We start from the raw sequence: 12,359 nt of genomic DNA, 5'->3' as shown, positions 1-12,359 counted from the left end.
CCTGTTAGACTAAATTCGATAGGCAATAAAGGAAAATATTGCTAGATCATTTTTTGTGCTGATCAGCATCTAAGTTCCTGTGTGCATCTGGAATTGAGAGAACCGGGGAGGCTCTAGACCGAAATGAGTTACGCTGCTCTACCTTCGCTTGATATCGCACATAGTGTCCAGCTGCTTCTCGCGGGCGCGCTGGCCTTTGCGCTCACGTATATTTTTACATTTGGGGTTATTGCCTGCTGCCGCAAAGTTAGCTGGCTCGATCGACCTGAAGCACGCAAAATCAAGACAAATGTGCGTCCCCGGCTGGGAGGTCTGGGAATATTCGCTGCCTTTGTACTGGTCTCGCTTGTGCTTTATCTCCCTACCCTGACGCGCGAACAGGGCCAGACGCAGGTTCTCTTTGGGCATATTTATCCTAAAGAAGTGGTCATCTATGGGCTTTTCCTGATTGCTTCGCTCTTAATCGTTATCATTCATGCTTATGATGATATCAGAGGACTGAAACCGCTGCCCAAATTGCTCGCTCAGACACTGGCGGCCTTGATTATGATGGGCCCTGGTCTACACTCTTTCCACGGCGTGCTCTTCTTTGGCGTCCACAACCCTTTCGCGAGTGGAGTCGCCTATGATCCAGCGTTGCCCTGGTATCAACAACCCGAACTGACATTATTTATTCGTGAACCACTTGTTTCATGGCTGGCTATTCCGGCGGTGATCTTTACCTGGTTCTGGTTTACAGGGATGATGAACGCAATCAATTTTATTGATGGGCTCGATGGCTTGGCAGCGGGAATTGTCGCTATTGCAGGGATATTTATTACGATCATTAGCTGGTCTCTCAGACAGTATAGTATTGCTCTGCTCGGGGCTATTTTTACCGGTGCAGTCGCTGGATTTCTTCCCCACAACTGGAATCCCGCTCGGATCATTATGGGTGATAGTGGCGCACACTTCATTGGTCTGGCCCTTGCAATGCTGGCAGTGATGGGGGGAGCAAAATTTGCCTTGATTTTGATGGTGCTGGGAATTCCCATTCTGGATATCGCCTGGGTAGCAATCAACCGCATTCGCCGCGGTCAGAATCCGATGAAGTTTGATATCCTCCATTTACACTATCGCCAGACCCATCTTCATTACCGGTTGCTCTTTGGCGGACTAGGGGCACGGCAGATCTGCATCATCCTCTATAGTGTCACATTTCTTTCAGGCCTTCTGGCCCTAACCCTTCCCAGCAGATATAAAATTCCCGGCTTCGTGCTCGTCGCTCTGACAATGGGTGTCCTGCTCTGGTGGAGTCGGCAGTTACAAGATAAACGTGAAACCCAACAGGGAGTAATAACTGGCGAGCAATCGAAATAGCTTGAAACTTCAACTCCGAAATAGTGATCTCCAGGATCATTGAAGGGAAGAGAATGGAGGCTCACACATGGCTGAAACATCAGTACGCAGGGAGATGGTACAACGTATTGTCAATAGAGGGCAGCATGATCATCGCATTGTCGGTCTCGTTGCCTATGGTTCTGCCGGTGGACATGAAGTTGATTCCTGGTCCGATATCGACGTCGCTGTCTTTCTCCATGATGAGCAATTTGAGACCTTTACATCGACACTCCCGGAGTGGCTTGATCAGTTGGGAGTACTTCTCCTCTTGATAAAGAATGAGACAATAGGGCATCCTCTCACACGTGCCGTCTATGATGTGGAGCCGCTCCCCTTGAGGGTAGATATGGTGTACTATCGTCTGGGAGAAATGAGGAATGCCTTGCGTTGGCCACAGATTCCAACAGCAGATACGGTAAGTGTCTGGTATGATGCAACGAATGGACAACCTGACTTCCTACATGCAGCAGCTAGCTAAACAGGATTTACACCCGTCGGATCTGCGAGAGGCTTTTGAGCAGACGGCACTGAGCTTTTGGTATTATCTCCTCGATAGCGTCTGCAAACTACAACGTGGCGATCAGTGGGGCACCCGCCAACTCTTCCATGTCACCGTTATTCCTCCACTCATCAGGCTCCTTAGACTGGAAGGAAACGCTATTTCCCGCTGGTATGGATATCCAACAGCCCAGGGAATAGAACGCGCACTCTCGCCTGAGCGTCTGGTCCAGCTCAACGCCTGCCTTCCTGATGCTGCTTCTCTGAAAGGCATGGCCGATGCACTCAAGAATACAACTCAGTTGGCCTCAGAGGTATGTAGCAACGTTACCACCCGGTATGGTTATGTCTGGCCTCAGGTACTGGCGAAGCGTGTAGAGATAGTGCTTACTCATTGTTAAATGGACTTCTCTACATACCCTCACGGTTACTCTCTTGAAGTGCCACTCAGGCCATGACCAAGTTCATGTGAGAAAAAACAGAGAAGCATGACACACCATCAATTGTTCATCCTAGCAAGCAGGCACACCGAAAGCGTCCTAGAACCTCGTTCTACTAACACTTATACGACCTCCAAATTGCTTTTTCGGGCGTTTTCTCCATTTGCCGCAATATGGTAAATGTCTTTTCATAACAAAATCGCCAAAAAACGCCGTTTTCGGCGTCTCATAGCCTGGCTTATATCTCCAATCGTACACAATCGCTTTTTCGCCCACTCAAATTTTAACTTTGACTATTTGTGTCTGCGTATTGAATACTTTCCTCTATCCAGCCGTCAATGTATTCTTCAATCTCCCGCACAGTGTCAGTTTGCGTGAATCCATCGAGGTATGCGGTGAGATAGAAAAAGAAAAAAAGATAGCAGTAATACGCCAGCCGTTCCAAACGCAGGGTGTGTCTAATGCCGTTCTGACACAGAGCATTATAAAAAGCGTCCCTTGCCCAATCCCGGCAGCACATGACCCATGCATCACGTTCCGGCGGCGCGAGGATGGGGGTGTCCCAATCCACGATGAAGTACCTGTCACCGTTCACAATCAGATTTCCTCCGGCATCGCCGTGGGTGATGAAGAAGTCCGCCGTGTCACCTCGGCACAGCTCGGCAAAGTATTTCAACCTCTTGGCTCTATGCTCCAGCTTGGCGCGATTTTTCTCAAGCAGTGAGTGAATCTGTATGTTATCCAGCGCGTTCCATTGCTCGAAGAACTTATCGGCGCTTTTGCCCGAAAAATCTTCACGGAGAATGGGAACGCCACAAGACGGAACTGCGTATACCTTCGCCAGCATTTGATATTCCGGGATTTTTGTAGCGTCTGTTTCTATGTTTTCACCGTCAATCCAGTCGAAAACGCCGAGTATTGCGCCGTCAAATCGTGTGGACAGGTCGTAGTCTTTTGTCTTTACGATTCGGCTGATGAAGTCAATGCCGTGGTCACATAGGTGCTGGATTATAGAAAAGCTGCGTTCATAGACGGCTTTATGCGCGGCGGGGTAAACCAGTTTTAGAAAATAGCTGCTATTCGTAGCGTCCAGCCGCCACGTTTCACCGTAATAGCCGCGTTTTGCGGGTGCTAGTACGGCGGCGCTTATTCCATATTTCTGCCTGATGAACTCAAGCAGACGATGTTGGTATTCCTCGGAACGGGGGGTGCTGCTGTACAATTATTCCTCACTCCTTTGATTGAAACTGGTGCTATTATAGCGCAAAATCAGGCTGACAGGCACACCGAATGTGTCCAAGAGCCCTCATTTATTTTCTCGCTTACTTGCTTAGAGTGACTTGTGAAGAGAGCTAAAGCCTGGTAACGGTTTAACAGTCCTGACACATAAATTGGTTCTCCGTCATCTTCCGTGCAGGGAAATGTGGTATAATGAGAGAAAGATTCCCCACGAACATCTCCAGCTATTCAAGAAAAGAGTCTATGTTCCTCATCACATTATTACCCGACCTTCCTGGTTGCTTAGTGGAGCAGGTGGGCCAAACTGAGGAAGCCATTGTGATCACGGCTTGTGCCACGACATCAAGCGCCTGTTGTCCCAATTGCCAACACATCTCGTTCCAAGTTCACAGCACATACACCCGTTCACCAAAGACACTGCCTTCGAATGGTCGACCGGTTCGTCTTCTGCTCCACGTCCGAAGGTTTCGCTGTTCTAACCCCATTTGTCGCCGAAAAACGTTTGCAGAATCCTTTCCTCTCCTGGTCGCTCCTCGTGCTCAGCGGACCTGCTCTGCACAAGAACTGTTACGCATCATTGGCGAAACGATGGGAGGGGAAGCAGGCGCGCGGTTGAGCCGACGACTGGCAATGATGTGCAGTCCCGCGACCCTCTTGCGGCTTGTCCGCCAAGCCCCACTCCCTTCTTCCTCCACCGTACGAGTCGTGGGAGTGGATGAGTGGGCATGGCGCAAAGGTCAACGGTTCTGTCAGAATTCAGAGAAAGGCTTGTCCTGGCGATCGTTTACAAGGTATGCTGAGAACAATAACTCATATGTGAGATTGACCCGGAATTGGAGAGGACTCGAACGTGGAAGTTGAGTCAGGGGAGAGACGTGAAAAACGTTAAAACGTTCTATTTATCTTAAAATAAGAAGCACCAACGTTAAAGCGTAACGTAACGTTTACACATAAACATCATGTGACAATTGATGTTATTTGTCAAGTGTGAGTTTCTTTGCTTCTTCCTGTTTTTCAAAGGTAACTGGGCTAAGATAGCCCAGAGCCGAGTGTCTTCGTTTTCGGTTATAATAGACCTCGATGTACTCAAAAATAGCGATCTTCGCCTCATATCGACTTAAAGAGGGAAAAGGAGCATCACATTCTTCCTTGAGTGTCCCGCAAAAACTTTCGATCATCGCGTTATCAGGTAGGACTCCATTAAGATATTGTTGGCGAATGAGCAGAAGCTATGCAACAGCTACTTGCTTGACAGAAGCGAGCAGCTCTGCAAAACGAGAGGTTGGCGTGGTTGCCAGCTTCGCTTCTGCAATCCAATGACAAGCCCGAAGCATGTTGATGGAGGTCGCTGTTAGAAACGCCTGGAGATTGAGTTTTTTCATGCCAATGTATCGGGATCTGCGTATCTCACAGGTACGTACACTTTGAGCAACGGTTCCTTCAATGCCTGCTCGCGCTGCATACAACGCCCGGAATTCAGCGGTTTTCTGACGTTTTCGAGCCTGCTGAAGTGCCACATAGCTGGCTTCATCTGGTCGCAAAATGAGCACTTTGGCTGCGGTTGACGAGCACTTCTCATGAAGTGTGCAAACCCGACAAAGGGGAAGGGGAAACCGGATACGCAGACTTGGCTTTCCATGTCGATCAGGGATATGTCCCCAATCTCGGCTTGTCTGCCCAGCCGGACACAGGACCTGTTTGGCCTTCCAATCAATGTGGAAGTGGCTATGATCAAAACGCCCAGCTTCTTTTGAGGCCCAACTGGTATCAGGAAGAACCGGCCCAACCAGATCAACCTGGTGGCGATGCTGACTCGTGGCAAGCAGTTCGGCGTCCACATAGCCTTTATCGACCAGGTGCTGGCTGGGGAGAAGTTGCTTGCCAGCCAAGCGTTCATGAAGATTTTCCATGACGTCTCCATCTGGGAGCGTGGATGCTGTCGTGGTAACTTCGAGCACAAAATGAGGCTGATCAGCGTCACATCCTTCGGTAAAATGCACTTTGTAGCCAACCCATCCTGTCTGCTTCTTCTTGCTGTATCGCGCCTCCACATCATATGGCGATTGGATCAAGAGCGCTGCTGGGGGAAGCTCCTGATCTTTTCTCCAAGGCGTTCCCTGCTCACTCGCGTGATACTGCTGGATCCAAATCCTTCGCAGAATCTCTACTGCTGGGAGTTCTTGTAACCAGGCATGGGTTGTGCTGCCCCAGATGCTCTCCAGGAGCATTCGGCCGTCAGCTCCAATCTGCTCTGCGAGCTCTTGACGCGCTTTCTCGTCCTTTGGTAAACGAAAGTCGCTAAAGCGCGATCTGTATCGTTTTTCCCATTCAGGTTGAACACGCTCAAGAAGCCAATCGGGAGCTACTTCTGCCAGGATATTGAGGACATGGCGCATGGCTTCTCCAACACCTTCAAGACGGTTCACAGCTCGAATAGCTGCCAGAACATGCGTTGAATCCGTGCGTTGTTTGCCTCGCGCTTTGATCCAGCCTCGTTCTCGGAATTGAGATAACATGAGATCAAAAAGACGGCGCTCAGCTTGATTAGCCAGGAGACGACCACGAAATTCACTCAACACGGAAAAATCAAATCCTGGATCCTTGATTTCCAAGCGGAAGCGCGTATTTCCAATCAATGCGCGTTTTCACTGCATCCGCTGCTTGCCGATCCGTTAACCCCTCTGCGTATTGCATCACCATCGCCAAAGCGAGCCGCCAAGGGGATTCCGCTGGTTGTCCTTTTGCTGGAAACAGGTCCAAGAAATCTTCATCCTGAAAAAACGTTCCTAATGCATCTCGCATATGAATACATGTATTTCCCTTGGGCAAAATGGCGCGTGCTATCTGTACGGTTTCTTCTGGGATTGGCGGGATCGCTTGTGGATGTAGTGACATGGGTTCTCTCCTGAATGCTTGTCTTTTTTGTGCTCCTTTAGTATCTCATATTTTGCTCCATATCAATTCGCCAACAATATCATTAACCGGTGAAAGTGAGAGGGACTTGCAAAAATCAGGCTCCATTGACAAGATATGGATATGCAAACCACCACATCTGACCCAATGGAGCCGTCGAGAGTATTTTGCCCGAATGTGGCGTGCTCCGCAAGAGGGCAAATAGGAGCGGGCAACATCGTCATTCATGAACGCAAGCGGCAGCGCTATCGTTGTACATGCTGCCGCAAGACCTTCAGTGCTCGCCGAGGAACCATGTTGGAAGGGCTGCGCAAGCCAACCGAGCTCATTGTCATCGTCGTGACGCTCCTGTCGTATGGGTGTCCACTTCAAGCCATCGTGCATGCCTTTGGTCTGGATGAACGCACCGTGGCCAGTTGGCGTGATCGAGCCGGAGCTCATTGTCAACAGGTGCATCAAGACATCGTCGAAATCGCTCAATTGGACGTGCAGCATGTGCAAGCCGATGAGATTCGCGTCAAAGGCTGCAAGCTGGTGGCATGGATGGGCCTAGCCATCATGGTCAAGACTCGCCTCTGGCTGGCTGGAGCTGTCTCGCTCACGCGAGATCGAGCGCTGGCTGATCGGCTTCTCCAGCAGGTTCGACGCTGTGCAGAGCCTTTGAAAGCGCTGTTGGTCTTGACCGATGGCTGGGCGGCATACCCAGGCAGTATCAAGCGAGCCTTCCGTGAAAAGGTCAAAGAGAAGCCAGGACGAGGGCGCGCCCGCTTGTGCCTCTGGCCAGAGCTCCACATTGGAACGGTGATCAAGCGCACACAGAAGAAACGGGTGGTCGAGGTCACGCGCACCATGTCCTACGGCTCGCAAGAGGAGGCTGAGCGGCTCTTGCAGCAATCGAAAGGAGGCAACGTCCTCAATACCGCTTTCATTGAACGCTTGAATGCCACCATGCGTCAGCGGCTTGCCACCTTGACGCGCAAATGTCGTCAGAGCGCTCGCCGCCTGCGTTCATTGGAAACGGGCATGTACCTGCTCGGCACGACGTACAACCTGTGTTGGCCACATCACGAGCTCTGCAAGCCGACCCATGAGGGCAGAGCCTGTACGCCTGCGATGGCGGCGGGGCTCACAGACTATATCTGGACGATGAGCGAACTCTTGCACTACAAAATCGCTCCCCTGCCATGGGTTGAGCCCAAGCGGCGAGGGCGGCGAAAGAAACAGGCTCAAACTCCTGCTCCAGTAGTCCAGTCCGCTCGTCTTCGGCCGCTGGTTCGTCTGCGCAAGGGCGTCTTATGCTCAGCCACCGGTTAGTGGGGTTCTACCCGTTATCATAACAATCTCCTTTTTTACTCATGCTGATCTGAATATGATGCTGGCACAGCAAGGCTTGATACGCCAGGCTCGCATATTCGCTGCCACGGTCGGAGTGATGGATCAGGTCAGCTTCAGGCTGGCGTCGGGAAAGCGCGAGATGAAGTGCGGCTTTTGCTAACTCTGCATCATGATGCTCACCCATCGACCATCCGACAATTTTTCGTAAAAATGCATCTATTACCCCTGCAAGATAGAGCCATCCCTCGCGTGTCTCGATAGAGGTAATATCTGACATCCACTTCTTATTCGGTGCAGAAGCTGCAAAATCACGTTGGAGGAGATTGGGTGCAATCGGCAACGCATGATCGCTGTCCGTTGTTCGGACTTTTCGCTTCTTTTTCCTAGCACTCAGCTCCTTCTCTCGCATAATTCGTGCAACTCGTTTTCTTCCACAAGAAATCCCGTCCTCCTTCAAATCAGCATGGATGCGAGGACTTCCATAATGGCCCCTATGAGAATGATACGCATCTTCAATGCGCTCCGCAAGTCGTTCATCTTCTCGCTTTCTTTGGCACTTTCCTCTTTTACGCCAGTTAGAGTATCCATTTTCTGATACTTCTAATACATGACACATGCGAACAATAGGAAAGAGATAGCGATGCTCATCAATGAACTGAAATTTTACGGATGGGGTTGCGCAAAGATGCTTACCGCTTTTTTTAATATATCCCTTTCTTGCCGTAATATTTCTAGTTCACGCTTTAGATTTCTAATTTCCTCTTCTGGTGGTGTTTGATGCCCCTTTCCAGGAAAAGCTTCCTCACCTCGTTCACCAAATTCTTTACACCATTTGCTTAAAGCACTGTCAGATATGCCGAGATCTCTCGCTATTTGTGTTTTACTTTTTCCACTGGTTTGAACAAACTGAACAGCCTGCTGCTTGAATTCTCTCGTATAAGTCGGTTGAGATTTGCCCATGAAACCCTCCTGGTTGTATTGTAGCAATTTTCTCTTCCCCGACTCCCCAATTCCGGGTCAATCTCAGCATGATGAAAAGTTGCTCATCTCAACGTAAATCCTCTCTGTGAAGCATATCGTGCCTTTCTCTTTGTGAAGCATATTTCGCCCGATTTTTTCTTTAGAAACTGTTTGCTAATGGGAAAGTTGTCGAGAAAGAAAAGAAAGGAGATCGTTGCGACCAACTGAACTAGAAGAAGGAGTCAGAGTGATGCTTCCCCACCGGAATCGACCGGCGTACCCAAGTGATGTTACTGACGCCCAATGGGCCATTCTTGAGCCCTTGGTGCCCAAGCCTTCGACCGAAGGCCGGCCAGCCGAAATTGAGCGGCGGGAGATCATCAATGGCATCCTGTATATTCTGCGCAGCGGAGAGCCGTGGCGCATGATGCCCCACGATTTGCCCAACTGGCAGACGGTGTATCAGTACTTCCGTGACTGGAAGCTCGATGGCACCTGGGAACGCATCCACAGTCACTTGCGCAAACGTCTGCGCCAAGAGTTGGGGCGTGAGGAAGACCCTTCTGCTGGAAGCATCGATAGCCAAACCATCCAGACCAGCGCGGTGCGCGGTGGAGAGCGCGGCTACGATGCGGGGAAAAGTGCGGCCCGTTTCGCCGAAATCAGCATATGCTGCTGAGGGATGGCGAGCAAGGAATGAATCTTGATAACTGAATATCCGACGTGAGGTGCAATCCCTCTCCCGCCCGGTGAAGGCGGAAATGGCCATGCCTTACGGTAGCGACTGGACCTCAATCCGTAAAGCAGGCATGTGAAAGTAGACTCTGAGCCTGACGAGAGTCGAAATCTTTGCCAGGTTGCTATGGTGAGAAGCTCGTCTAACAAGATGAGTAAATCGAATGTGCGTGACCAACCATCATGAGCGTCAACAAGTCAAACAGGCTGAGAGACTTGACCAAAAGGTAGTGATATGATCGCGATGCAGACGCGTCTTTTTCCCCGCCTCTGTTCACTCATCCCCATATCTGGTGGATAGCACACACCTACGGCAACGACAAACGGATATTCGGAACGGGATAACTCTCAAGTGGCTCTTGGCGATGGTCGATACGCCAAGCCGGTTCCAACCAATGCCCTTGAGAGTGGGATTGCCTAAGAAGCAAAAGCCAGGAGGAAAGCTCCTGGATACGCTGACGTAGGCACGATGATATGGAAGGAAGAGGCACCAGTCGTATGCCAAAGACAAAGGCACCCAGGATGAAGCGGCAAACGCCTCTTGATCCTGAGAGTGAGCGTTGGCGCGCACTGCCCTGGCGCAAGTTCGAGCAGCACGTGTACAGGCTACAAAAGCGCATCTTCCAAGCCCAACAACGTGGCAACACACAGGCAGTCCACTCACTCCAAAAATTGTTGATGAAGTCGAGGGCAGCCCGACTGCTGGCGGTACGACGGGTCACGCAGGATAACCAGGGAAAGAAAACTGCTGGGGTGGATGGAGTCAAATCGGTTCCCCCAGCCCAACGCTTTGAACTGGCCGAACGCATTCACCCCAAGCACTGGAAACGCGCGAAGAGCCTCCCGGTCCGACGCGTGTATATTCCGAAGCCAGGAAAACTCGAAATGCGCCCATTGGGCATTCCCGTCATGGAGACGAGATCCCAGCAAGCTCTGGTAAAATTCGCATTGGAACCGGAATGGGAAAGCAAATTCGAGCCGAACAGTTATGGATTTCGCCCTGGACGCTCCTGTCAGGATGCGATGGCTGCGATCTTCGTGATCATTGCGCATAAGGCCAAATATGTCTTAGACGCTGATCTGAAAGGCGCATTCGACAACATCCGCCACGAAGCACTCCTTGAGAAACTGAATACCTTCCCAACCATGCGCCGTGTCATCAAGACATGGCTCAAAGCTGGGGTTGTCGATCACGGAGTCTTTGAAGAGACAACCCGAGGAACTCCACAAGGAGGAGTCGCCTCACCGTTATTGATGAATATAGCCCTTTATGGCATGGAGACCGCCCTCATGAACGCCTATCGAACCAAAACGGATCGACCCCAACTGGTTCGATATGCGGATGACCTGGTGGTGTTCCATCCCACAGAAGAAGGTGTAAAGAAAGCTCAAGAAGTATTAGCGACATGGTTAGCCGACATGGGACTGGAACTCAAGCCAAGTAAAACCAGGATTGCTCATACGCTCCGAGAATACCAGGGCCGGATTGGCTTCGACTTTCTCGGCTTCACCGTCCGCCAATTCCCGGTAGGAAAAACCCACTCGGGAAAAGCGAACCAATATGGGCCTCCACTTGGCTTTAAAACCATCATCACACCGAGCAAAGAAGCCGTTCAACGACACGTTGCCGAGATGAGGACGATCATTAAAAAGAACAGAAGCGCATCTCAGGATAAGCTCATCAGAGAGCTCAATCCAGTGATACGCGGATGGACCAACTACTACCGGGCTGTGGCTGCAAAGCGGACGTTCAGCCATTGTGGACATGTTCTCTATCTGCAACTCAGGTCATGGGCGAATTCCAGACACCCCAACAAAAACAAGCATTGGATAGCACAGAAATACTGGCACGTAGATGACGGCAATGGCTGGATATTTACTGACCAGCAGGGAACGACCTTGCGAGAACACCCGCAAACGCCTATCCAACGACATGTGAAAGTACGGGGAACAGCCAGCCCATACGACGGTGATTTGCTCTATTGGAGTAAGCGGCTACGAACCCATTCGATGTTCAACGGGATGTTAGCAAAACTCCTTCAGAAACAACAGGGCAAGTGCCGATGGTGTGGACTCTTGTTCCAAAATGGGGATCTCCTTGAGGTGGATCACATCACTCCCAAAAGCGAAGGCGGAGGAAATGAGATCAGCAACCGATTTGCGCTCCATCGACATTGCCATGACCAACGACACGCTCGGAAGGTCGTGGGTACCTCTGACAAAGGCTATATCATTGAGGAGCTGGATGATGCGAAAGTATCATGTCCAGTTTTGAAGCCGAGTAAAGGAGGCGACTCCTCTGCTTAGGTTAACAAAAGGTTCGGCAGAAAACGCCATCTGCTCGTTGATACCGAAGGCTTCGCGCAGACAGTGCGCGTGCATGCTGCCGACATCCAGGATCGTGATGGCGGCAGGCTCTTGCTTGCCGATGGGCCTGACCGATATCCTCGCATGAAACATGTGTGGGTCGATAGCGCATACGCTGGCACGTTTGCCGATTGGATCCAAGAGCAGTTTGGCTGGAGCGTGCAGGTCATCAAACTGCGCACGCCCCATCGCTTCCAGGTCCAACCCCGTCGATGGGTGGTGGAGAACACCCAATCACAATGCCCCTGAAACACTTTGGTTGACAGAACCCACGCCACGTCCTATGCTTGGTATCAGTGGGCTGCTGCAGTTGCTTACCTGGGTTGAGCAGAGACGGGTGGCCCAAGCCTCACAGCATGAGGAAGGTGGTGTTCCATGTCCAGTCTCTTACCCAACACAGCTCCCCCCCGCCCAATTCCAGGCAAGTAATCAACCTGTGGGCGGATCTGCCTCAGACCAGTCGTCAGCGACTCCTCTGGCTGTTGAGCCACC

General features: G+C 50.9%; 11 protein-coding genes and 3 pseudogenes. 8 read left to right on the top strand and 6 right to left on the bottom strand.

The genetic code is table 11. The features are described from left to right. The first annotated feature begins 123 nt into the window (after positions 1–123). From JMJ16_RS48905 to JMJ16_RS48895, 3 genes are all read left to right on the top strand, one after another. Positions 124–1,359, top strand: a complete 1,236-nt coding sequence (locus JMJ16_RS48905) for an MraY family glycosyltransferase (RefSeq protein ID WP_201393492.1) — start codon at positions 124–126, stop codon at positions 1,357–1,359. A gap of 67 nt (positions 1,360–1,426) precedes the next feature. Continuing rightward, a complete protein-coding gene (locus tag JMJ16_RS48900; protein WP_201393490.1) occupies positions 1,427–1,858 on the top strand; it encodes an aminoglycoside 6-adenylyltransferase in 432 nt (143 codons plus the stop codon). Continuing rightward, complete coding sequence (locus JMJ16_RS48895) at positions 1,809–2,279, top strand: hypothetical protein (RefSeq protein ID WP_201393488.1); 471 nt, start codon at positions 1,809–1,811, stop codon at positions 2,277–2,279. The genes JMJ16_RS48900 and JMJ16_RS48895 overlap by 50 nt, the downstream gene beginning before the upstream one ends. Before the next feature lie 322 nt (positions 2,280–2,601). Here JMJ16_RS48895 and JMJ16_RS48890 read toward each other — a convergent pair whose 3' ends face one another. Continuing rightward, entirely contained in the window at positions 2,602–3,540 is a 939-nt protein-coding gene (locus JMJ16_RS48890; RefSeq protein WP_201393486.1) for an aminoglycoside phosphotransferase family protein, read from the bottom strand. Positions 3,541–3,749: 209 nt separating this feature from the next. On the opposite strand from JMJ16_RS48890, the gene JMJ16_RS57680 reads away from it, so the two are divergent. Beyond that, a complete protein-coding gene (locus tag JMJ16_RS57680) occupies positions 3,750–4,418 on the top strand; it encodes a transposase family protein (RefSeq protein ID WP_374229178.1) in 669 nt (222 codons plus the stop codon). A gap of 113 nt (positions 4,419–4,531) precedes the next feature. Here JMJ16_RS57680 and JMJ16_RS48880 read toward each other — a convergent pair. After that, positions 4,532–4,744 (bottom strand): annotated as a pseudogene (locus tag JMJ16_RS48880) (IS3 family transposase); the annotation flags it as partial. A 42-nt stretch (positions 4,745–4,786) separates the two neighbouring features. After that, positions 4,787–6,452, bottom strand: a pseudogene (locus tag JMJ16_RS48875) (IS1182 family transposase). 141 nt (positions 6,453–6,593) lie between these two features. Here JMJ16_RS48875 and JMJ16_RS48870 point away from each other — a divergent pair. After that, on the top strand, positions 6,594–7,784 hold the full coding sequence (locus JMJ16_RS48870) for a hypothetical protein (protein WP_236602059.1): 1,191 nt from the start codon (positions 6,594–6,596) through the stop codon (positions 7,782–7,784). 7 nt (positions 7,785–7,791) lie between these two features. On the opposite strand, the gene JMJ16_RS48865 is transcribed toward JMJ16_RS48870, so the two are convergent. Next, positions 7,792–8,511: an IS3 family transposase gene (locus tag JMJ16_RS48865; RefSeq protein WP_236602088.1), complete on the bottom strand. Its 720-nt coding sequence runs from the start codon at positions 8,509–8,511 to the stop codon at positions 7,792–7,794. Further along, the gene (locus JMJ16_RS48860; protein WP_201383004.1) at positions 8,469–8,765 is read right to left on the bottom strand and encodes a transposase; all 297 of its coding nucleotides are present in this window, start codon (positions 8,763–8,765) and stop codon (positions 8,469–8,471) included. Before JMJ16_RS48860 ends, JMJ16_RS48865 begins: the two co-directional genes overlap by 43 nt. Positions 8,766–9,015: 250 nt before the next feature. On the opposite strand from JMJ16_RS48860, the gene JMJ16_RS48855 reads away from it, so the two are divergent. The 3 genes and pseudogenes from JMJ16_RS48855 to JMJ16_RS48845 all read left to right on the top strand — a co-directional run. Beyond that, on the top strand, positions 9,016–9,444 hold the full coding sequence (locus tag JMJ16_RS48855) for an IS5 family transposase (RefSeq protein WP_201378915.1): 429 nt from the start codon (positions 9,016–9,018) through the stop codon (positions 9,442–9,444). A gap of 554 nt (positions 9,445–9,998) precedes the next feature. Further along, the gene (ltrA, locus tag JMJ16_RS48850; RefSeq protein ID WP_201378913.1) at positions 9,999–11,807 is read left to right on the top strand and encodes a group II intron reverse transcriptase/maturase; all 1,809 of its coding nucleotides are present in this window, start codon (positions 9,999–10,001) and stop codon (positions 11,805–11,807) included. An 18-nt stretch (positions 11,808–11,825) separates the two neighbouring features. Then, positions 11,826–12,116, top strand: a pseudogene (locus JMJ16_RS48845) (transposase); the annotation flags it as partial. Positions 12,117–12,181: 65 nt separating this feature from the next. On the opposite strand, the gene JMJ16_RS55365 reads toward JMJ16_RS48845, so the two are convergent. Continuing rightward, entirely contained in the window at positions 12,182–12,358 is a 177-nt protein-coding gene (locus tag JMJ16_RS55365) for a hypothetical protein (RefSeq protein WP_236601198.1), read from the bottom strand. Between the last annotated feature and the right edge of the window lies 1 nt (position 12,359).

This window comes from Ktedonobacter sp. SOSP1-52 (genome assembly GCF_016587395.1).
The sequence above is the reverse complement of the archived record's forward strand: the minus strand, read 5'-3'. Positions and strand labels throughout refer to the sequence as shown.